Origin of the sequence: Bacteroides salyersiae, assembly GCF_031172035.1 — a bacterium.
Lineage (GTDB): Bacteria > Bacteroidota > Bacteroidia > Bacteroidales > Bacteroidaceae > Bacteroides > Bacteroides salyersiae.
Window position 1 is genome coordinate 518461 of sequence record NZ_CP133452.1, and the last position, 21472, is coordinate 539932.

Here is a 21472-nt window from a genome sequence, read left to right on the forward strand (position 1 = left end):
CACTAATTTTTAATTATCAAACTTTAATTTCTACTTCTACACCACTCGGCAACTCCAGTTTCATAAGAGCGTCTACAGTCTTAGCCGTTGAGCTATAGATATCAATCAATCTCTTATAAGAAGAGAGTTCGAACTGTTCACGAGACTTCTTGTTAACGAAAGTCGAACGGTTCACAGTAAAGATACGCTTGTGCGTAGGAAGGGGAATCGGGCCACTAACGATAGCACCTGTAGCCTTCACGGTTCTCACGATCTTCTCAGCTGACTTGTCAACCAAGTTGTGGTCATAAGATTTCAGTTTAATTCTAATTTTCTGACTCATTGTTCGTTTAAATTAATAATATATATAAATAAGACAAGCGGCAGGCTAAGAGTCATTCGCTAGCCTGCTGCTTCAGTATTTTATTAGAGTAGATCAGCACGTCCTTTAACTTCTTCCAATACTGCCTTAGCAATAGAGTTAGAAACTTGAGCATGATGAGAATATACCATTGATGAGGTCGCGCGACCGGAAGTGATGGTACGCAATGCGGTTACATAACCGAACATTTCCGCCAACGGAACCATTGCTTTCACAATACGGGCACCAGAACGGCTTGATTCCATACCTTCAACTTGTCCGCGACGTTTGTTCAAGTCACCAATAACGTCACCCATATTCTCTTCCGGAGTTACAACTTCCAGTTTCATAATAGGCTCCATCAAAACAGGACCCGCCTTAGCACAAGCATTTTTATAAGCCTGAATAGCACAGATTTCAAATGACAACTGGTCAGAGTCAACCGGATGGAACGAACCGTCAACCAAAGTCACCTTCAGCGAATCAAGCGGATAACCGGCCAATACACCATTTTTCATTGCACTCGCAAAGCCTTTCTGTACAGCAGGGATAAATTCTTTAGGAATATTACCACCTTTCACTTCGTCAACAAACTGCAATCCGCCTTCTTTGAAATCTTCATCAACCGGACCGATATTTACGATGATATCAGCAAACTTACCACGACCTCCAGACTGTTTCTTATAAACTTCGCGGAGATTAACCGTCTTAGTAATAGCCTCCTTATAGTTTACCTGTGGCTTACCTTGGTTACATTCTACCTTAAACTCACGTTTCAAACGGTCGATAATAATATCCAAGTGAAGCTCACCCATACCGGAAATAACCGTCTGACCAGTCTGTTCGTCAGTTTTCACAGTGAACGTCGGGTCTTCTTCAGCTAACTTAGCTAAACCGTTAGACAGTTTATCCATATCCTTCTGAGTCTTAGGCTCAACAGCGATACCAATTACCGGTTCCGGGAAGTCCATAGATTCAAGTACGATAGGAGCAGTCTCGTCGCAAAGAGTATCACCTGTGTGAATATCTTTGAAACCAACACCAGCACCGATATCACCAGCGCTAATCACCTCTACCGGATTCTGCTTGTTTGAGTGCATCTGGAACAGACGAGACACACGCTCTTTCTTACCCGAACGAGAGTTATAAATATAAGAGCCAGCTTCAATCTTACCAGAATATACACGGAAGAAAGTCAAACGGCCTACATAAGGGTCAGTTGCGATTTTAAACGCCAAAGCAGAAGTTTTCTCATCCTCACTCGGTTTACGGTCTTCTTCAGCACCCGTATTCGGATTTGTACCGATCACGTTCTCTGTATCCAAAGGAGAAGGCAGGAAAGCACAAACATAATCAAGTAACGTCTGCACACCTTTATTCTTAAACGAAGAACCGCAAAGCATCGGGACAACAGCCATCCGAACAGTTGCATTACGAAGAGCTCTCAAGATTTCTTCTTCAGTAATAGTAGAAGGATCATCGAAATATTTCTCCATCAAAGCATCATCAAACTCTGCCACTTTCTCCAACATCTTGTCTCTCCATTCCTGAGCTTCATCTACGAGATTAGCAGGAATTTCTTCCACTGTATAGTCAGCGCCCATTGTCTCATCATGCCAGTAGATAGCTTTCATCTTGATCAGATCAACCAGCCCTTTGAAAGATTCTTCTGCACCGATAGGGATCACAACCGGACACGGATTAGCACCCAAAACGGATTTCATCTGGCTTACTACATCAAAGAAATTAGCACCAGAGCGGTCCATTTTATTAACGTACGCAATACGCGGTACATTATATTTATCAGCCTGACGCCATACAGTCTCCGACTGCGGTTCTACACCACCTACCGCACAGTAAGCAGCTACAGCACCATCAAGAACACGCAATGAACGCTCTACCTCGGCAGTAAAGTCAACGTGTCCCGGAGTATCAATCAAGTTGATTTTATACGTATTACCATCATATTTCCATCTGGTCGTTGTAGCAGCAGATGTAATAGTAATACCACGTTCCTGCTCCTGAGCCATCCAGTCCATTGTAGCAGCGCCATCATGCACCTCACCAATTTTATGAGTCAATCCGGTGTAAAACAGGATACGTTCAGAAGTAGTTGTTTTTCCGGCATCGATGTGAGCCATGATACCGATATTACGAGTCAAATGTAAATCATTCTTTGCCATTTTGTTCTTCCTTTACTTTAAGTTTTTAATCTGAATTGGTTATTTCTTATAGCATTAGAATCTAAAATGAGCAAATGCACGGTTAGCTTCAGCCATTCTATGCATATCTTCTTTACGTTTGTAAGCACCACCTTGTTCATTGAATGCATCCATGATTTCGGCAGCAAGTTTATCAGCCATTGATTTGCCACCTCTTTTACGAGCAAACAAAATCAAATTTTTCATTGAAATTGACTCTTTACGATCCGGACGGATTTCTGTAGGAACTTGGAAAGTAGCACCACCTACACGGCGAGACTTAACTTCAACTTGCGGAGTCACGTTATCCAACGCTTTTTTCCAAATTTCAAGAGCTGATTTTTCCTCGTTAGGAAGTTTTGTTTTAACTGTTTCTAAAGCAGCGTAAAAGATTTCATAAGATGTATTTTTCTTACCATCATACATCAAGTGATTCACAAATTTTGAAACCTTTTGGTCATTGTAAACGGGATCCGGCAGGATAACGCGTTTTTTGGGTTTAGCTTTTCTCATTTGTTTGAAAAATAATGTTTTTTGTTTTTGGTTGTCTATTTTTCGACGTCTTCAACTCTCCCACCGGAGAATTTACTCAACCTTATAGCTTATTCCAACAAACTAAAACGAAAGTTATTACTTGAAATTATTCTTTATTTTTTCTTTCCTTTTGCAGGAGCTGCTGCTTGTCCCGGTTTCGGACGTTTAGCACCGTATTTAGAACGTCTTTGAGTACGTCCGGCTACACCTGCTGTATCAAGAGTACCACGAACGATGTGATAACGCACACCCGGAAGGTCTTTTACACGACCACCGCGTACCAATACGATAGAGTGTTCCTGCAAGTTGTGTCCTTCTCCCGGAATGTATGAGTTAACCTCTTTTTGGTTAGTCAAACGTACACGGGCAACTTTACGCATTGCAGAGTTCGGTTTCTTCGGAGTGGTTGTATACACTCTCACGCAAACGCCACGTCTTTGAGGACATGAATCAAGGGCCGGAGATTTACTTTTCTCCACCAGCACTTCGCGTCCTTTTCTTACTAATTGCTGAATTGTAGGCATTTCAAATTGTTTTTAATTTATATTATTGTTATATTAATTTCGTAACTATACATTTTGGGCTGCAAAAATACGAATAATATTTGAAAACACAATGAGTTATATGATTATTTTTAGAAAAACGCTTTCATAATCAATTCACTGTCAATAAAAGAAAAAGGGAATAGCGCTATATAAGTACCATTCCCCTCTTTCGCTAAAAAATCCACAGACATGATCATATCGTAAAGCTTTACAATACATCAATACCCATGTATCCAGTCCCGCCTCTTTCCAAACTGCAATAATTATTGTTTGAAGGTAGTGAGAAGCCTCTCTGGTATTCATTTTTCCGAATCAAGCTTCACCTTTAAAACCCGATATCGGCGGAATAAATGTCCCCCCTTGATGCTCTCCGGGCATACGAATTTCTCCAAATACCCGTTCATATTTACCAATATTTTCTTCCAATGCACGAAGCAGTCGTTTGGCATGTTCGGGTGCCAAAACAACACGCGATTGAACTCCAGCTTTCGGTATCCCGGGCATCACGCGTACAAAGTCGAGAATAAACTCTGAACTGGAATGAGTAATGATAGCCAAATTGGCATAAGTGCCTTGAGCTACTTCTTCTTTCAATTCTATCTGCAACTGATTGTTTGGGTTCTGATTTTCCATAATAATATATTTATTTTTTATTTATAGTGAGTATTTCCATGTTTTTATCTCCCTTCATCGCTTTCACCATTCTCACTGTAACCGGCTGTGGTAAAGAGATTCAGGGTGAAAGAGACTACCGTTCCAATGAAGTCCGGTAATGTCCGGGTACGGGAACGTATACCGGTTGCTGCTTGGTATTGATATTCTTCAATTTCTTCTCTTCCTGCAACCGCTTCAAACAACGTCCGGCGGTAACACGTGTCATTTGGCAGATTTTTTCGATATCGCGACGGACCAATATACTGTTCTCACTAAAAAACTCTGTCAATTTCATATCTATCTCTATTTCCGACAAATGAGCCGAATGGCTTCCGGCCTTTGAGCGTTCAGCTTTCAGTTCGGCCACCCGGTAACGCAATTCTTTATCGGCACGAAAGTTAACATTCTTAAATTTCACGCTCGAAGCTTTGGTATCCTTCGGATTTCGCGTTTCCGGAGCAGTCAAAGATACATCAAAATATCCGATACCATCGATATGAACACGCCATCCATCTTTCAACCAGCCTACCAACGAACGGTTCAATGCATCAAGCACAGCACCACATCGGTTCTTGTCAATGTACAAGCCATTTCAATTTCTTTCACAATGTCGGGAGTCGAAACTGTGCGACGATTTACAACGCGGGGATAGTAACGTAATTTCTTCGGGCGTCCTGAAGGCATCGGCACCGGAGCAAACTCAAATTCTACTGCCATAAACGGTATTCTCTTTAAGGATAATCATAAAATCTCACCGGAAACATTATCGTTTCACAATTATGAGACGTGTTTTTCACAAATGAGAGACGCACGTTTCATTATTGAGAGACGAATTTCTCACAATTGTGAAACGCTAATAACTCTCATGCAAAAGTAGGTAAATACAAGCAGGAAACAAAGCATTTACCAGGTTATTTTCAACTAAGCAGATTTCAATAAATCTATTCCCCGAAAATCCGAAAAAGAGGGATCGACGACCTTACATTTCCCCTAAGAACCAATAACGAAAATAACATGAAACTTACGGAAATGATCAGAAATTTCTTCCGGTGGAATCGGAAAGTAACAAACAATGAGTCAAAAACAGGGCAAAAAAGAAGAATCGAAAACAAAACGATGGTCCAAGAGCAGGAAGCGAGCGAAGCACTTCAAAACTATTTATTAATGCAGTATGACTTTCGTTATAACTTGCTGACAGAAGAGACAGAATTCCGGCCAAACAGTTCTTCCGACCCAGCATTCACACCGATCGGGCAACGGGAAATGAATACACTTTGTATGGATGCCCGTACAATAGGCATCAAATGCTGGGATCGGGATTTAAACCGCTATCTACTCTCCACACGCATACCTTCGTATCACCCATTACAACTTTATATGAAAGAACTCCCCGAATGAGATGGTCACGACCGACTCACCGATCTGGCGCAGCGCGTATCGACATCACCCATATGGATCAAAAGTTTTCACACCTGGATGCTGGCAGTTGTAGCTCAATGGACCGGAAAGGAACAAGTACATGCAAATTGTGTAGTTCCCATCCTTGTCAGCAGCGAACAGGGACATCTGAAATCTACCTTTTGCAAAGGTTTGCCCCCCCCTTGCCTTCATCGCTATTACACCGAAAAATTTTCGCTCACCTCACAAGGAGATGCCGAACGGAAACTGGCAGAAATGGCTCTTATAAACCTGGATGAATTCGACCGATACTCACTCGTCCAAATGCCACAGCTTAAAAACCTAATGCAACTGTCTACACTGAATCTCCGGAAACCACATCAAAAAAGTTACCGTCTACTTCCCCGTATCGCCTCATTTATCGGCACATCCAATCGTATGGATTTATTAACAGACCCAAGCGGTAGCCGAAGATATATTTGCATTGAAGTGAAGCAAGCCATTAATCTGGAGGGGATTGAGCATTCGCAGATCTATGCCCAATTAAAAGCAGAGCTCATGGCAGACAGGCGTTACTTCTTCAATAAAGAAGAAGAACAACAAATCCAGCAACACAATCTTTCGTTCTATCGTCAGACATTGGCTGAAGAAGTACTTCGCAATTGTTTCCGACCGGCTTTTGAAGAAGATACTTATGAACTGCTATCGGCCGCCGAGATTTTCCAAACATTACAACGTCACAATCCGACGGCCATGCGGGGTGCAAATCCGAATCATTTCAGCCAGATATTAGCAACGGCAGGAGTTGTCCGAAAACATACAAAATGGGGAAATGTGTACCGGGTACACCGGTTAAACAATTCACCTCAAAAAGAGTGACCCTTCACCCTACAAAGCCGATGGAAAAGGTATTACACCAAAAAGGTGAATGCGGTGAAGGAGGTAAAACAAAACTGAAAAACAGTTATTAAAACAAAGGAGCAGCCACTATTACAGTGATTGCCCCTTCTTTTTATAATAACCAATTCGGTATTCTTATTCTACTTCATTATAATCAAGCACAGTCTTCTTGTTTGCCAAGATACGATCATACTCCTCTTTTGAGCCGACAATAACCTTGTCAAATTCACGCTGACCTGTACCTGCCGGAATTAAATGACCGCAAATAACGTTCTCTTTCATTCCTTCGAGCTTATCGATCTTACCATTGATAGCAGCCTCATTCAACACTTTCGTAGTCTCCTGGAAAGATGCTGCCGACATAAAGCTGGAAGTCTGCAATGCAGCACGCGTGATACCTTGGAGTATCTGCGTAGATGTAGCCGCAATGGCATCACGTACTTCAACCGGTTTCAAGTCACGACGTTTCAACATACTGTTTTCATCACGCAACTTGCGGGCAGTAACAATCTGACCCGGCTGCATATTCTGAGAATCACCGGCATCAACGACCACTTTCTTACCCCAGATACGATCGTTTTCTTCCATAAACTCAAGTTTATCCACAACCTGCTGTTCAAGGAAACGCGTATCTCCCGGCTCGTCAATTTCCACCTTACGCATCATCTGACGAACGATTATTTCGAAATGCTTATCATTGATCTTCACACCTTGCAGACGGTATACATCCTGAACTTCGTTCACAATATATTCCTGCACTGCCGTAGGACCTTTAATTGCCAAAATGTCTGCCGGAGTAATAGCACCATCCGATAGCGGAGTACCAGCACGCACATAGTCGTTCTCCTGTACCAGAATTTGCTTAGATAGGGCCACGAGATACTTCTTAACCTCACCGGTCTTAGATGTAACGATGATCTCACGGTTACCACGTTTAATCTTACCCATCGTAACCTCACCATCGATTTCTGATACAACGGCAGGATTCGACGGATTACGCGCTTCGAAAAGCTCCGTAACACGGGGAAGACCACCGGTAATATCACCGGCCTTACCTACAGCACGCGGTATCTTGACAATAACCTCACCAGCTTTCACTTTCTGTCCGTTTTCAACAATAACGTGTCCACCCACAGGTAAGTTATAAGTACGGATCAAATCGCCATCTTCAGTAAGAATATGAACCGAAGGCACTTTTGTCTTATCCTTAGACTCAATGATGATGATTTCACGAAGTCCGGTCGCTTCATCCGATTCAACCTTATAAGTGACATTCTCAACAACACTCTCAAATTCAATCTTACCGGTAGCTTCCGTGATAATAACGGCATTGAACGGGTCCCACTTAGCAATCAGCTTACCCTTTTCAACCACATCGCCATCCGATACATACAATGTCGAACCGTAAGGAACGTTATGAGTAGACAGAACAATATTAGTGTTTACATCCACAAAACGTACTTCAGCCAAACGACCTACCACCACTTTCGCAGATTCGCCCATCTCATCAACAATGTCAACCGTGCGGAGCTCATCGAATTCCAGACGAGCGGCATTTTTAGCTACAATGCTCGCATTAGCTGCAATATTGGCGGCTGTACCACCGGCATGGAACGTACGCAATGTCAACTGTGTACCCGGCTCACCAATTGACTGGGCAGCGATTACACCGACAGCTTCACCTTTCTGAACCATGCGGCTCGTTGCAAGGTTACGTCCATAACATTTAGCACATACACCTTTCTTAGATTCACAAGTCAACACTGAACGGATTTCAACACTTTCGATCGGAGATTCCTGAATCTTCTTAGCGATATCTTCTGTAATCTCATCTCCACCGGCAACCAATAATTCGCCTGTAGTAGGATGAATTATATCATGTACAGATACACGTCCGAGTATACGCTCATACAGAGTAGCAATAACTTCATCGTTATTCTTCAAGTCCGTACAAACCAATCCACGAAGAGTTCCACAGTCTTCTTCATTAATAATAACATCGTGTGAAACATCTACCAGACGACGAGTCAAATAACCGGCATCAGCAGTCTTCAACGCCGTATCAGCCAAACCTTTACGAGCACCGTGGGTAGAGATAAAATACTCCAACACCGAAAGTCCCTCTTTAAAGTTCGACAAAATCGGGTTTTCAATAATCTGACCACCCTCTGCACCGGCTTTCTGCGGTTTAGCCATCAAACCACGCATACCAGACAACTGACGAATCTGCTCCTTAGAACCACGGGCACCCGAATCAAGCATCATGTATACAGAGTTAAAGCCCTGATCGTCAGAAGAAATAGTCTTCATCAGAATATTAGACAACTCCGAGTTGACATGTGTCCAAATATCAATAACCTGATTGTAACGTTCGTTGTTGGTAATGAAACCCATATTATAGTTATTGATCACCTGCTCTACTTCGTCATACCCCTTTTGAACCAGTGTCTCTTTCTCTTTCGGGATAATAATATCACCCAAGTTGAATGACAGACCGCCCTTGAAGGCCATCTGATAACCGAGGTTCTTGATTCCGTCAAGGAAATCGGCAGCCTTCGCCACACCACACACCTTAATTACATCACTAATAATATCACGAAGCGATTTCTTAGAGATAATCGTATTGATATAGCCAGCTTCAGGCGGAACAATCTCGTTCACAATAACACGTCCGACAGAAGTCTCACGCATTACATCCACAATATTACCATTCTCGTCAACATCCTTCACGATTACTTTTACCGGAGCATGGATATCCACCTTACCCTCGTTATACGCAATCAATGCCTCTTCCGGTCCGTAGAAAGTCAAACCTTCACCTTTAGCACCGGTACGCAACTTGGTAATATAATACAAACCAAGAACCATATCCTGTGCAGGCACAGTGATAGGAGCACCATTGGCCGGATTCAGAATATTATGTGATTGAAGCATCAACATTTGTGCTTCAAGAATAGCTTCATTACTTAAAGGCAAGTGAACCGCCATCTGGTCACCGTCGAAGTCGGCATTAAATGCCGTACAAGCAAGCGGATGCAACTGGATAGCTTTACCTTCAATCATCTTCGGCTGGAACGCCTGAATACCCAGACGGTGAAGCGTCGGTGCACGGTTCAGCAATACCGGATGTCCTTTCATTACATGCTCAAGAATATCCCAGATCACCGGTTCCTTGCGGTCAACAATCTTCTTCGCGGATTTTACGGTCTTCACAATACCGCGTTCAATCAATTTACGTATGATAAACGGTTTGTAAAGTTCTGCAGCCATCAACTTAGGAATACCGCATTCCCCCATTTTCAACTCGGGACCTACAACGATTACCGAACGAGCAGAGTAGTCAACACGCTTACCGAGCAGATTCTGACGGAAACGTCCTTGCTTACCTTTCAAACTGTCTGACAATGATTTCAACGGACGGTTAGCATCTGTCTTAACAGCACTTGATTTACGTGAGTTGTCGAACAGTGAATCCACCGATTCCTGAAGCATACGTTTTTCATTACGCAAAATTACTTCGGGAGCCTTGATCTCGATCAGACGTTTCAAACGGTTATTACGAATAATGACACGACGATACAAGTCATTCAAATCAGAAGTAGCAAAACGACCACCATCCAACGGAACCAACGGACGAAGTTCAGGCGGAATAACCGGTACGATACGTACGATCATCCATTCCGGTTTGTTGCGTCCACGTGATGCACGGAATGATTCTACAACCTGCAGACGTTTCAACGCCTCGTTCTTACGCTGCTGTGAAGCATCGTTTCCGGCACGATGGCGCAATTCATACGACAACGCGTCCAGATCCAGACGGGCCAACAAGTCATAGATAGCCTCTGCACCCATCTTGGCGATGAATTTATTCGGGTCTGTGTCTTCCAGATACTGATTTTCTTTCGGAAGTGTATCCAGAATATCCAGATATTCCTCCTCTGAAAGCAAATCATATTCAGCTATGCCATCTTCCGCCTTTATACCCGGCTGAATAACAACATAACGCTCATAATAAATAATGGAATCGAGTTTCTTGGTAGGCAATCCCAGCAAGTAACCTATCTTATTAGGAAGCGAACGGAAATACCAGATGTGAGCCACCGGCACAACCAACTGGATATGTCCCATCCGTTCACGACGCACTTTCTTTTCTGTAACTTCCACACCGCAACGGTCACACACAATCCCTTTATAACGGATACGTTTGTACTTACCACAATGGCATTCGTAATCTTTGATAGGACCAAAGATACGCTCACAGAACAAGCCATCACGTTCCGGTTTGTACGTACGGTAGTTAATGGTTTCAGGCTTTAATACTTCACCACTCGAATTCTCAAGGATTTCCTCCGGAGAAGCCAAACCGATAGAGATTTTCGAGAAATTGCTCTTCGTCTTATTTTCTTTTCTAAAAGCCATACTATAATATAGTTGAAAATTAAAAGTTGAAAGTTGAAAGTTGAAGATTGATAATTGAAAGCAGAATCACTCCAGCATCAATTATCAACTTTCAACTAAATAATTATTCCAGGTTGATGCTTAATCCTAAACCTCTCAACTCGTGCAACAACACGTTCAGAGATTCCGGAATACCGGGTTGCGGCATAGGTTCGCCCTTCACAATCGCTTCATAGGCTTTGGAACGTCCTACAACATCATCTGACTTAATCGTCAAAATTTCCTGAAGAATATGCGCTGCACCGAAACCTTCGAGTGCCCAAACCTCCATTTCTCCGAAACGCTGACCACCAAACTGAGCTTTACCACCCAAAGGTTGCTGAGTAATGAGCGAGTACGGACCGATAGAACGAGCATGCATCTTATCTTCAACCATGTGACCGAGTTTCAACATATAAGTCACACCAACAGTTGCCGGCTGGTCGAATTGTTCACCGGTACCACCATCACAAAGATAAGTCTTACAGTAACGAGGCAAACCGGCCTTGTCTGTCCACTCATCGAGATCTTCCATGGTAGCACCATCAAAGATAGGAGTTGCAAACTTCACACCCAGCGTTTTTCCGGCACGTCCGAGAACAGCTTCAAATATCTGTCCGATATTCATACGTGAAGGTACACCCAACGGATTCAAAACAATATCAACCGGAGTTCCATCTTCAAGGAACGGCATGTCCTCCTGGCGTACAACACGTGAAACAATACCCTTGTTACCGTGACGACCCGCCATCTTATCACCTACACCGATCTTACGTTTCTTAGCAATATATACTTTAGCCATCTGGATAATACCGGCAGGAAGCTCATCACCGATCGTGATAGCAAACTTCTTACGTTTCAGTTCGGCATCCAGTTCTTTATACTTCTTAATATAATTCATCACCAAGTCACGAATCATACTATTAGTGTGTTCGTCACTTGTCCAATTACTCAGCTGGATAGATGTAAAATCAAGTGAGTCAAAATCGGAAGCACTAAACTTAGAACCTTTGGCAATAACTTCAGCACCCAAATAGTCTTTGACCCCCTGAGAAACTTTACCTTCAGTCAGCGTCATCAACTTCTTCACCAAGATACGTTTCAGATCAGATACTTTACCTTCGAATTCGTCATCGATTTTAGGAAGTAAAGCCTTATCTGCCAACTTGGAACTACGGTTCTTGATTACGCGAGAAAAGAGTTTTTTATCGATCACCACACCTTTCAATGAAGGAGAAGCTTTCAAAGAAGCATCTTTCACGTCACCGGCTTTATCACCGAAAATAGCACGAAGCAATTTTTCTTCCGGTGAAGGATCTGATTCTCCCTTCGGAGTAATCTTTCCGATCATGATATCACCCGGCTGAATACGTGCACCAATACGCACAATACCGTTTTCGTCAAGATCTTTAGTTGCTTCTTCACTCACATTAGGAATATCAGAAGTCAATTCCTCCATACCACGTTTTGTCTCACGAACTTCCAACGAGTATTCCTCTACATGGACAGAAGTCAGCAAATCTTCACGAACCACACGTTCGTTCAATACGATGGCATCCTCATAGTTATAACCTTTCCACGGCATATAAGCAACAAGCAAATTCTTACCCAATGCCAATTCACCGTTCTCAGTAGAATAACCCTCCGTCAATATCTGGCCTTTTGTTACCCTGTCACCTCTGTTGCAGATCGGACGAAGGTCAATAGTCATATTCTGGTTAGTCTTGCGGAATTTAGGAATTCTATATTCTTTCAGAGCCGATTCAAAACTTACAAACTCTTCATCTTCCGTACGATCATACAAAATACGGATAGTGGTTGCATCTACGTAATCAATCACACCGTCACCTTCCGCCGTAATCTGCGTACGTGAATCCCTAACCAGCTGACGCTCGATACCGGTTCCTACAATAGGAGCTTCACTTCTCAACAAAGGAACTGCCTGACGCATCATGTTCGATCCCATCAACGCACGGTTAGCATCGTCATGTTCAAGGAACGGAATCAAAGAAGCAGCAATCGAAGCAATCTGCTGAGGAGATACGTCCATCAGTTCAACTTCTGCCGGCTCTACTACCGGGAAGTCGGCATCCTGACGGGATTTTACTTTATTACGGACAAATGTTCCATCATCGTTCAACGGAGCATTTCCCTGGGCAATAATCTTACCTTCTTCTTCTTCGGCAGTCAAATAAATCAAGCCGTTATCCGAAAGATCCACTTTGGCATCCGCAACCTTACGATAAGGAGTCTCGATGAATCCGAGGTCATTGATTTTAGCAAACACACACAATGATGAAATCAAACCGATATTCGGACCTTCCGGCGTTTCAATCGGGCAAAGACGACCATAATGCGTGTAATGAACGTCACGAACCTCAAATCCGGCACGTTCACGAGAAAGACCACCAGGACCTAAAGCCGACATACGGCGTTTGTGAGTAATTTCCGCCAACGGGTTTGTCTGGTCCATAAATTGCGATAATGCATTCGTTCCAAAGAAAGAATTGATCACAGAAGAAATCGTCTTCGCATTGATCAAGTCAATCGGGGTAAACACCTCATTATCACGAACATTCATACGTTCACGGATAGTGCGTGACATACGTGCCAAACCAACAGCAAATTGGTTAGACAACTGTTCGCCTACCGTACGCACACGACGATTGCTCAAGTGGTCAATATCATCCACATCCGCCTTTGAATTAATCAATTCAATCAGATATTTGATGATTTCAATAATATCTTCTTTGGTGAGGACACGTACGTCCATATCCGTCGTCAAGTTCAACTTTTTATTGATTCTGTAACGACCTACATCACCAAGGTCATATCTCTTCTCTGAGAAGAACAGGTTATTAATAACCTCACGTGCACTTGCATCATCAGCAGGATCTGCATTACGCAACTGACGATAAATATAAAGCACTGCCTCCTTTTCCGAGTTACTCGGGTCCTTCTGCAGAGTATTATATATAATAGAATAATCAGATTGATTCGGCTCATCCTTATGAATCAAGATATTCTGGACACCCGAATCGATAATCTCATTGATATGTTCTTCCTCAATGACAGTCTCACGGTCGATAACTACCTCATTACGCTCGATAGAAACAACCTCACCGGTATCTTCATCAACGAAATCTTCAATCCAAGTTTTCAATACACGTGCAGCCAACTTGCGGCCTACTACCTTCTTAAGATTTGTCTTATTCACCTTAACATCTTCTGCCAAGTTAAAAATCTCAAGAATATCTTTATCATTTTCGAAGCCTATCGCTCTCAACAGCGTTGTTACAGGCAATTTTTTCTTTCGATCGATGTATGCGTACATCACATTATTGATGTCGGTAGCAAACTCAATCCATGAACCCTTGAACGGAATAATACGTGCCGAGTAAAGCTTCGTACCATTAGCATGAACACTCTGACCGAAAAATACACCTGGAGAACGATGAAGCTGAGACACAACTACACGCTCGGCACCATTAATGACAAAAGTAGCTTTATCTGTCATGTAAGGAATCGGACCGAGGAACACATCCTGAATCACCGTATCGAAATCCTCATGATCAGGGTCGGTACAGTAGAGCTTGAGTTTCGCTTTCAAAGGGACACTATAAGTAAGCCCACGCTCTATACAATCATCAATGGTATAACGCGGCGGATCAATATAATAGTCCAAAAACTCAAGAACAAAATTATTTCTTGTATCGGCAATGGGGAAGTTTTCAGCAAATACTTTATACAATCCCTCGTTCTTACGCTTCTCGGGCGGGGTGTCTAGTTGTAGAAAGTCTTGGAATGACTTCAATTGTACTTCCAGAAAATCCGGATATTCAAGCGGATTCTTAGTCGAAGCAAAATTAACTCTTTGATTTACAGTATTTGAAGACATCTGTCAATGAATTTGAAGAACTTAATTTTAAATATATACACAAAAAGGTTAAGAATCCTCTTGCGAAGGATTCTTAACCGAATTACCTGATTACCAGGCTAATGTTATTTAAGTTCAACTTCAGCTCCAGCTTCTTCCAATGTTTTCTTCAATGATTCTGCTTCGTCTTTAGCCAAACCTTCTTTTACTACGCTAGGAGCACCGTCTACCATGTCTTTAGCTTCCTTCAAGCCAAGACCACAAGCTTCTTTAACAGCTTTAACAACCTGAAGTTTAGCTGCACCAGCGCTTTTCAATACTACGTCGAAAGAAGTTTTTTCTTCTGCGGCAGCAGCACCAGCTGCAGGACCAGCAGCAACAGCTACAGCTGCAGCAGCAGGTTCAATACCGTATTCTTCTTTAAGGATAGTTGCAAGTTCATTAACTTCTTTTACTGTCAAGTTAACTAATTGTTCTGCAAAAGCTTTCAAATCTGCCATTTTTTGTATGATTTTAATTGTTTAATTACTTAATTGTATAATATTTTGGGTCATTCTTCCTTCACAGTCAGTGACCCTTTTTCGAAACTTACGCTTCGGTACGTTCACCAAGAGTCTTGAGAACTCCGTGAAGGGTGTTACCACCTGATTGAAGAGCAGAAATAACATTCTTGGCCGGTGACTGCAACAGGGCAATAACGTCAGCAATAACTTCATTTTTACTCTTAATAGCTACGAGAGCATCCAACTGGTCAGCACCAACATAGAAGCTTTCTTCTGCATAAGCAGCTTTCAGGCCGGGAATTCCGTCTTTAGCCTTATCTTTGATCAATTTAGCAGGTGCATTAGCAACATTACTAAACATGATAGCAGTAGTGCCAACCAAAGAATTATAAAGAGGAGAGAAGTCTTCTTCCAAAGATTCAAGTGCCTTATGAAGCAATGTATTCTTAACCAACATCAATTTGATGCCAGCCTTGAAACAAGCTCTTCTCAATTCACTTGTAGCAGCAGCATTCATAGCTGTTACATCTACCAAATAGAAGTGACCGTATTCCTTTACCGTATCAGCAATATGCGCAATAATCGTATTTTTATCTTCCTTTCTCATTATTCCTCCGTTTTATTAGATTTCCTCTACCGTTTTCGGGTCGATTTTGATACCCGCACTCATCGTGCTAGAAAGATAAATACTCTTAATATATGTACCCTTGGCTGCAGTCGGTTTCAACTTATTCAATGTAGCAATAAATTCTTTTGCGTTATCGCGAATCTTTTCTGCATCAAATGAAACCTTACCGATTGAGGTATGAACAATACCACTCTTATCAACTTTAAAGTCAATCTTACCTTGTTTTACTTCTTTCACAGCTTTAGCAACATCCATAGTCACAGTACCACTCTTCGGGTTAGGCATCAATCCACGAGGACCGAGCACACGACCGAGTGCACCAATTTTACCCATGATAGACGGCATAGTGATGATCACATCAATATCAGTCCATCCACCTTTGATCTTTTCGATATATTCGTCCAGACCAACATAATCAGCACCAGCTTCTTTTGCAGCAGCTTCAGCATCCGGTGTACATAATACCAACACACGAACCTCCTTACCAGTTCCATGAGGAAGTGAAACAACACCTCTCACCATCTGATTGGCCTTACGTGGGTCAACACCTAAACGTACATCAATATCTAATGAAGCATCAAACTTAGTAAAAGTGATTTCCTTTACCAAAGACGCAGCTTCTTTCAGTGAGTATGCTTTCCCTGCTTCAATTTTTCCTGCAGCTAACTTTTGATTTTTTGTCAGTTTACCCATTACAATTGAAGTTTATTAATTATTAACCGGGAACTCCCCTTTTACAGCGATACCCATACTTCTAGCTGTACCTGCAACCATTCTCATAGCAGCTTCCACAGTAAAACAGTTCAAGTCAACCATTTTGTCCTGAGCAATCGTACGAACTTGTTCCCAAGTAATCTCGGCAACTTTCTTACGGTTAGGCTCAGCAGAACCACTCTTTACCTTAGTCAACTCAAGTAATTGAATTGCAACGGGAGGAGTCTTGATTACAAAATCGAAAGACTTATCTGCGTAGTAAGTAATGATAACAGGTAAAATCTTACCTGCCTTGTCTTGGGTTCTGGCATTGAATTGCTTGCAAAATTCCATGATATTGATTCCCTTAGAACCCAATGCAGGTCCAACGGGAGGTGATGGATTTGCAGCGCCTCCTTTAATCTGTAATTTGATTAGTCCAGCAACTTCTTTAGCCATTTTTTAATTGATTTATATATAAACATTAATAAAGAATACTACAGCGTAACACCTGTACTATTCCTTTTCCACTTGCATAAAGCCTAATTCAAGCGGTGTTTTGCGCCCGAATATCTTTACCATGACCTTCAGTTTCTTTTTTTCACTATTCACCTCTTCAATGATACCACTGAATCCGCTGAAAGGGCCAAAAGTAACCTTTACAGTTTCACCCACAACATACGGGATATTCAATTCTTCTCCCGTCTCTTGCAGTTCATCCACTGTACCAAGTATACGATTCACTTCTGATTGTCTAAGGGGTACCGGCTTTTCAGAGCCGCCCAAAAAACCTATCACATTAGGAGTATTTCTCAAGTGATGAGATACCTCACCTACCAGAGCGGCCTCCACCAAAACGTAACCAGGAAGATAACTTCTCTCTTTCACAATTTTTTTACCATTGCGAACCTGATATACCTTTTCGGTAGGAATCAATACCTGAGACACATATTCACCAAGATCGCTGTTTTTAATATCAGCTTCAAGATACTCTTTAACCTTAGCTTCTTTTCCACTAATAGCACGTAAAACGTACCATTTTTTTTCTATCTCAGACATCGCCATTCTTTAATGTGGATAAATTAATTTTTCCATAAAATTTTGGAAACAAAGATCCATCAGGAATACCAATACTGCAATTATCAGGGAAGCATATAAAACAGCAACTGCATTACTGGATAATTCTGAATACGTAGGCCACGATACTTTATGAACAAGTTCGTCGTAAGATTCTTTAATATAAGCTACTACTTTTTTCATCTTATAAAAATTAGCACGGGAGGAGAGGCTCGAACTCCCGACACCCGGTTTTGGAGACCGGTGCTCTACCAACTGAGCTACTCCCGTTTGTACATAATCAGTTCCCGATATACACCGGGAACTGATTAAATTATTTAATATTAGTCAAGAATTTCAGTAATCTGACCAGCACCTACCGTACGTCCACCTTCGCGGATAGCGAAACGAAGACCCGGATTCAATGCTACCGGATAGATCAATTCTACAGTAATAGTTACGTTATCACCCGGCATTACCATTTCAGTTCCTTCCGGAAGAGTAATTTCACCTGTACAGTCCATAGTACGCAAATAGAACTGAGGACGGTATTTGTTGTGGAACGGAGTATGACGACCACCTTCTTCTTTCTTCAGGATATAAACCTCAGCTTTGAATTTAGAGTGAGGTTTGATCTGACCCGGTTTACAAAGAACCATACCACGTTTGATTTCGTTCTTGTCAATACCGCGAAGCAACAGACCAACGTTATCACCAGCTTCACCCTGATCCAATAATTTGCGGAACATTTCAACACCAGTTACAACTGATTTCTTATCTTCACCCAGACCAAGGATTTCAACTTCGTCACCTACATGAATAACACCTGTTTCGATACGACCTGTTGCTACAGTACCACGGCCTGTAATAGAGAACACATCTTCAACCGGCATCAAGAAAGGTTTATCAACATCACGCGGAGGCAGTGGAATCCAAGTATCAACAGCATCCATCAACTCCATAACCTTATTTTCCCATTTTTCTACACCGTTCAATGCACCCAGAGCAGAACCACGGATGATAGGAGTATTGTCACCATCGAAATCATAGAATGAAAGAAGTTCTCTCATTTCCATTTCAACAAGTTCCAACATTTCTTCATCATCAACCATATCGCATTTGTTCATGAATACAACCAGACGAGGAACGTTTACCTGACGAGCCAACAGAATGTGCTCACGAGTTTGAGGCATCGGACCATCAGTAGCAGCAACCACAATGATAGCACCGTCCATCTGAGCAGCACCAGTTACCATGTTCTTAACGTAGTCGGCGTGACCCGGACAGTCTACGTGTGCATAGTGACGGTTAGCAGTCTGATACTCTACGTGTGAAGTATTAATTGTAATACCTCTTTCTTTTTCTTCAGGAGCATTATCGATTGAATCGAAAGAACGCAATTCTGAAAGACCTTTTTTTGCCAACACAGTAGTGATAGCAGCAGTCAAAGTTGTCTTACCGTGGTCTACGTGACCGATTGTACCAATGTTTACGTGCGGTTTGTCACGATTAAATTTCTCTTTAGCCATAGCTTTACTTGTTATTTATTTGATTAATAATCAGCATTTACATCTTACTGAGCTGTTACCGGGATTTGAACCCGGGACCTCTTCCTTACCAAGGAAGTGCTCTACCACTGAGCTATAACAGCAAGAAAAAAAGAGAGCGGAAGACGGGGCTCAAACCCGCGACCCTCAGCTTGGAAGGCTAATGCTCTATCAACTGAGCTACTTCCGCATTTGCTAAAGTTTACACTCTATTTTCTTGTTGGTGGGCAAAGATGGATTCGAACCACCGAAGGCGTAAGCCAGCAGATTTACAGTCTGCCCCATTTGGCCACTCTGGTATTTGCCCCTCTTTTAGTTGAAAATTAAAAGTTGAAAACCAAACAATCAACCCCCTAAACATCAGTATCAACTTTTTTTTCGATAAGTCTTCAGTTTTCCAGCTAAATCATAAAAGCCATCTAAAACTTCCAATTTTCAACTCTCAACTTTTAACTTTTTCGAGCCTCTTGTCGGATTCGAACCAACGACCCCGAGATTACAAATCACGTGCTCTGGCCAACTGAGCTAAAGAGGCGATTACTCAAAAAATGCAACCGTCACGTTCTAACGCGAGCGAAACGGCTGCAAATTTAGTTATTTATTTCTTTTCCGCAAAACATTTGCGAACTTTTTATTTACTACGTTGTTTTTCCTTGTATTTCACCAGTTGTTTTTCAAGCGCTTCTATGCAAACATCTACAGATTCCTCAAACGTATTACAGATTTTACTTGCATAAAACTCCCCATTCGGAACAAGCACTTTCACCCCTGCTTCCTTATTTTCAGCAGTCTCCGGCTTAGTTACCTTTAATGACACCTCTACTTTCTTTATATCTTCGTAATATTTCTCCAACTTAGACACTTTCTTCTGAATGAAAGCCTGCAATTGCTCTGTTGCATCAAAGTGAATCGATTGAATTCTAATTTCCATACTTACCTCCTTTTTTAAGCTCGTGGATGAGCCTGTTTATACACTTTTTTAAGTTCTTCAAACGTAGTGTGCGTATAAATCTCAGTAGTCGCCAAACTACTATGACCCAGAAGTTCTTTTACAGCCCCCAATTCCGCCTCATTATTCAGCATCGTTGTAGCAAAAGTATGCCTCAACACATGAGGACTTCGCTTCTTAAGCGTCACTACCTTCGAAAGGTTCCGTTTCACTAAATTATAGACCAGATTTTTATAAAGTCGCTCACCATTCTTTCTAACAAAAAAAGCGCCTCCGCTCTCTAAAACCTGCTCATTTCTTACATTGACATATTCCAACATGCCCTCTTTCAGTTCATCACCAAAAGGAATCAACCGCTGTTTGTTTCTTTTTCCCGTCACTTTCAAAAGAGAAGCAGAGAAATCAACATCTTTATCATCCAATCCAATTAATTCAGAAAGCCTTATACCGGTGGCATAAAACATTTCTATAATCAGATGATCCCGGCAACCCTCAAACCCTTCACCAAAATCCGTATCATCCAACAATCTATTCATTTCATTCTCTTTCAAAAAAGAAGGAAGTGGCTTTTTATTCTTCGGTCCTGTTATTTTTCGTAACGGATCCACAAGAACCACTTTTTTTTTCAAAAGGAATTTATAAAACGACCGGAGCGAACTCAGCTTACGATTCACAGAAGTCGAAGCATACCCCTTATCCATCAACGAAACAATCCATTCACGAATAAGTTCAGGCGTCACTTCTGCCGGATTGAAGTCTCCAATCTCTTCTTGTGCAAATTCCCGTAATTGAGAAATATCCTCTCCGTAAGCTAAAACTGTTTTTTCAGAATAGTTCCGCTCATACCGAAGATAATCAAGAAAAGAATCTGTCAACATAACATCGCTACGTCTATAATTTTGCAACGAATGTATGAAAAGAATTCAATAATTCAAAGGAAATTACGAATTATTAATCTTCTACTTGCTGAAGTTTCTGAACATAAACTGCACGTTCTTTCTTAAGTCTTTTAGTTACAGACGGTTTATCAAACTGCTGTCTGCTTCTAAGTTCTTTTACGATACCAGTCTTTTCAAATTTTCTCTTAAACTTCTTCAGCGCTTTTTCAATGTTTTCGCCTTCTTTTACAGGTACTACAATCATTTTGTTACTATTAAATATGTTATGGTTTAAAATTTCCGCAGTCAAATTGCGCCGCAAAATTACACAT

Annotated in this window: 19 protein-coding genes, 5 tRNA genes and 2 pseudogenes; 3 read left to right on the forward strand and 23 right to left on the reverse strand. The window is 41.8% G+C overall.

The features are described 5' to 3' along the window. Positions 1-16 precede the first annotated feature (16 nt). From rpsJ to RB604_RS02095, 6 genes and pseudogenes are all read right to left on the reverse strand, one after another. Positions 17-322: a 30S ribosomal protein S10 gene (gene rpsJ / locus RB604_RS02070; protein WP_002558075.1), complete on the reverse strand. Its 306-nt coding sequence runs from the start codon at positions 320-322 to the stop codon at positions 17-19. 83 nt (positions 323-405) lie between these two features. Continuing rightward, positions 406-2523: an elongation factor G gene (gene fusA / locus RB604_RS02075; protein WP_005929017.1), complete on the reverse strand. Its 2118-nt coding sequence runs from the start codon at positions 2521-2523 to the stop codon at positions 406-408. A gap of 54 nt (positions 2524-2577) precedes the next feature. Continuing rightward, positions 2578-3054 carry a 30S ribosomal protein S7 gene (gene rpsG / locus RB604_RS02080; RefSeq protein ID WP_002558077.1) on the reverse strand — a complete coding sequence of 159 codons (477 nt, stop codon included), beginning with the start codon at positions 3052-3054 and terminating at the stop codon, positions 2578-2580. A 134-nt stretch (positions 3055-3188) separates the two neighbouring features. Then, positions 3189-3599 (reverse strand): 30S ribosomal protein S12, encoded by a 411-nt coding sequence (gene rpsL, locus RB604_RS02085; protein ID WP_002558078.1) that lies wholly within the window; start codon positions 3597-3599, stop codon positions 3189-3191. Positions 3600-3932: 333 nt separating this feature from the next. After that, positions 3933-4253 carry a DUF3467 domain-containing protein gene (locus tag RB604_RS02090; protein ID WP_005929010.1) on the reverse strand — a complete coding sequence of 107 codons (321 nt, stop codon included), beginning with the start codon at positions 4251-4253 and terminating at the stop codon, positions 3933-3935. Positions 4254-4368: 115 nt separating this feature from the next. Next, positions 4369-4991, reverse strand: a pseudogene (locus RB604_RS02095) (HU family DNA-binding protein). 297 nt (positions 4992-5288) lie between these two features. Here RB604_RS02095 and RB604_RS21400 point away from each other — a divergent pair. The 3 genes and pseudogenes from RB604_RS21400 to RB604_RS21410 all read left to right on the forward strand — a co-directional run bounded on the left by RB604_RS21400 (position 5289) and on the right by RB604_RS21410 (position 6551). Then, positions 5289-5672: a hypothetical protein gene (locus tag RB604_RS21400; RefSeq protein WP_005929001.1), complete on the forward strand. Its 384-nt coding sequence runs from the start codon at positions 5289-5291 to the stop codon at positions 5670-5672. 15 nt (positions 5673-5687) lie between these two features. Beyond that, positions 5688-6281: pseudogene (locus RB604_RS21405) on the forward strand (VapE domain-containing protein); the annotation flags it as partial. Positions 6282-6311: 30 nt separating this feature from the next. Next, a complete protein-coding gene (locus RB604_RS21410) occupies positions 6312-6551 on the forward strand; it encodes a DUF3874 domain-containing protein (protein WP_373133579.1) in 240 nt (79 codons plus the stop codon). A gap of 156 nt (positions 6552-6707) precedes the next feature. Here the strand turns inward: RB604_RS21410 and rpoC are convergent, their stop codons facing one another. From rpoC to rpsU, 17 genes are all read right to left on the reverse strand, one after another. Then, positions 6708-10991 carry a DNA-directed RNA polymerase subunit beta' gene (rpoC, locus tag RB604_RS02110; RefSeq protein WP_005928995.1) on the reverse strand — a complete coding sequence of 1428 codons (4284 nt, stop codon included), beginning with the start codon at positions 10989-10991 and terminating at the stop codon, positions 6708-6710. Between the two features lie 103 nt (positions 10992-11094). Beyond that, positions 11095-14907: a DNA-directed RNA polymerase subunit beta gene (gene rpoB / locus RB604_RS02115; RefSeq protein WP_005928992.1), complete on the reverse strand. Its 3813-nt coding sequence runs from the start codon at positions 14905-14907 to the stop codon at positions 11095-11097. Positions 14908-15011: 104 nt separating this feature from the next. After that, positions 15012-15386, reverse strand: a complete 375-nt coding sequence (gene rplL, locus RB604_RS02120) for a 50S ribosomal protein L7/L12 (protein ID WP_005928990.1) — start codon at positions 15384-15386, stop codon at positions 15012-15014. A gap of 88 nt (positions 15387-15474) precedes the next feature. Next, the gene (gene rplJ / locus RB604_RS02125; RefSeq protein ID WP_005928988.1) at positions 15475-15996 is read right to left on the reverse strand and encodes a 50S ribosomal protein L10; all 522 of its coding nucleotides are present in this window, start codon (positions 15994-15996) and stop codon (positions 15475-15477) included. A 15-nt stretch (positions 15997-16011) separates the two neighbouring features. Next, positions 16012-16710 carry a 50S ribosomal protein L1 gene (rplA, locus tag RB604_RS02130; RefSeq protein WP_002558084.1) on the reverse strand — a complete coding sequence of 233 codons (699 nt, stop codon included), beginning with the start codon at positions 16708-16710 and terminating at the stop codon, positions 16012-16014. A 15-nt stretch (positions 16711-16725) separates the two neighbouring features. Further along, positions 16726-17169 carry a 50S ribosomal protein L11 gene (gene rplK / locus RB604_RS02135; protein ID WP_005928985.1) on the reverse strand — a complete coding sequence of 148 codons (444 nt, stop codon included), beginning with the start codon at positions 17167-17169 and terminating at the stop codon, positions 16726-16728. 57 nt (positions 17170-17226) lie between these two features. Then, positions 17227-17769: a transcription termination/antitermination protein NusG gene (nusG, locus tag RB604_RS02140; RefSeq protein ID WP_002558086.1), complete on the reverse strand. Its 543-nt coding sequence runs from the start codon at positions 17767-17769 to the stop codon at positions 17227-17229. A 9-nt stretch (positions 17770-17778) separates the two neighbouring features. Beyond that, positions 17779-17970: a preprotein translocase subunit SecE gene (gene secE, locus RB604_RS21415; protein ID WP_025819171.1), complete on the reverse strand. Its 192-nt coding sequence runs from the start codon at positions 17968-17970 to the stop codon at positions 17779-17781. 14 nt (positions 17971-17984) lie between these two features. Continuing rightward, positions 17985-18057 (reverse strand) — tRNA-Trp (locus RB604_RS02145). A gap of 53 nt (positions 18058-18110) precedes the next feature. Next, the gene (gene tuf / locus RB604_RS02150; RefSeq protein WP_005928979.1) at positions 18111-19295 is read right to left on the reverse strand and encodes an elongation factor Tu; all 1185 of its coding nucleotides are present in this window, start codon (positions 19293-19295) and stop codon (positions 18111-18113) included. Between the two features lie 50 nt (positions 19296-19345). Continuing rightward, positions 19346-19417 (reverse strand) — tRNA-Thr (locus RB604_RS02155). Positions 19418-19430: 13 nt separating this feature from the next. Beyond that, positions 19431-19503: transfer RNA gene (locus RB604_RS02160), tRNA-Gly, on the reverse strand. 31 nt (positions 19504-19534) lie between these two features. Next, a tRNA-Tyr gene (locus RB604_RS02165) sits at positions 19535-19620 on the reverse strand. 154 nt (positions 19621-19774) lie between these two features. After that, positions 19775-19848, reverse strand: a tRNA-Thr gene (locus RB604_RS02170). Positions 19849-19944: 96 nt separating this feature from the next. Beyond that, on the reverse strand, positions 19945-20244 hold the full coding sequence (gene hpf, locus RB604_RS02175) for a ribosome hibernation-promoting factor, HPF/YfiA family (protein WP_005928976.1): 300 nt from the start codon (positions 20242-20244) through the stop codon (positions 19945-19947). 14 nt (positions 20245-20258) lie between these two features. After that, positions 20259-21140, reverse strand: a complete 882-nt coding sequence (xerC, locus tag RB604_RS02180; RefSeq protein ID WP_005928974.1) for a tyrosine recombinase XerC — start codon at positions 21138-21140, stop codon at positions 20259-20261. A gap of 73 nt (positions 21141-21213) precedes the next feature. Then, entirely contained in the window at positions 21214-21405 is a 192-nt protein-coding gene (gene rpsU, locus RB604_RS02185; protein WP_005782152.1) for a 30S ribosomal protein S21, read from the reverse strand. Between the last annotated feature and the right edge of the window lie 67 nt (positions 21406-21472).

What these genes read in the sequence shown, in the direction of transcription:
- rpsJ (WP_002558075.1), bottom strand. Translation starts at nt 322, where the DNA reads ATGAGTCAGAAAATTAGAATTAAACTGAAATCTTATGACCACAACTTG.
- rpsL (WP_002558078.1), bottom strand. Translation starts at nt 3,599, where the DNA reads ATGCCTACAATTCAGCAATTAGTAAGAAAAGGACGCGAAGTGCTGGTG.
- hpf (WP_005928976.1), bottom strand. Translation starts at nt 20,244, where the DNA reads ATGGAAATTAGAATTCAATCGATTCACTTTGATGCAACAGAGCAATTG.
- RB604_RS02090 (WP_005929010.1), bottom strand. Translation starts at nt 4,253, where the DNA reads ATGGAAAATCAGAACCCAAACAATCAGTTGCAGATAGAATTGAAAGAA.
- fusA (WP_005929017.1), bottom strand. Translation starts at nt 2,523, where the DNA reads ATGGCAAAGAATGATTTACATTTGACTCGTAATATCGGTATCATGGCT.
- rplA (WP_002558084.1), bottom strand. Translation starts at nt 16,710, where the DNA reads ATGGGTAAACTGACAAAAAATCAAAAGTTAGCTGCAGGAAAAATTGAA.
- secE (WP_025819171.1), bottom strand. Translation starts at nt 17,970, where the DNA reads ATGAAAAAAGTAGTAGCTTATATTAAAGAATCTTACGACGAACTTGTT.
- rplJ (WP_005928988.1), bottom strand. Translation starts at nt 15,996, where the DNA reads ATGAGAAAGGAAGATAAAAATACGATTATTGCGCATATTGCTGATACG.
- xerC (WP_005928974.1), bottom strand. Translation starts at nt 21,140, where the DNA reads ATGTTGACAGATTCTTTTCTTGATTATCTTCGGTATGAGCGGAACTAT.
- rpoC (WP_005928995.1), bottom strand. Translation starts at nt 10,991, where the DNA reads ATGGCTTTTAGAAAAGAAAATAAGACGAAGAGCAATTTCTCGAAAATC.
- rpsG (WP_002558077.1), bottom strand. Translation starts at nt 3,054, where the DNA reads ATGAGAAAAGCTAAACCCAAAAAACGCGTTATCCTGCCGGATCCCGTT.
- rplL (WP_005928990.1), bottom strand. Translation starts at nt 15,386, where the DNA reads ATGGCAGATTTGAAAGCTTTTGCAGAACAATTAGTTAACTTGACAGTA.
- RB604_RS21400 (WP_005929001.1), top strand. Translation starts at nt 5,289, where the DNA reads ATGAAACTTACGGAAATGATCAGAAATTTCTTCCGGTGGAATCGGAAA.
- rplK (WP_005928985.1), bottom strand. Translation starts at nt 17,169, where the DNA reads ATGGCTAAAGAAGTTGCTGGACTAATCAAATTACAGATTAAAGGAGGC.
- rpsU (WP_005782152.1), bottom strand. Translation starts at nt 21,405, where the DNA reads ATGATTGTAGTACCTGTAAAAGAAGGCGAAAACATTGAAAAAGCGCTG.
- rpoB (WP_005928992.1), bottom strand. Translation starts at nt 14,907, where the DNA reads ATGTCTTCAAATACTGTAAATCAAAGAGTTAATTTTGCTTCGACTAAG.
- nusG (WP_002558086.1), bottom strand. Translation starts at nt 17,769, where the DNA reads ATGTCTGAGATAGAAAAAAAATGGTACGTTTTACGTGCTATTAGTGGA.
- tuf (WP_005928979.1), bottom strand. Translation starts at nt 19,295, where the DNA reads ATGGCTAAAGAGAAATTTAATCGTGACAAACCGCACGTAAACATTGGT.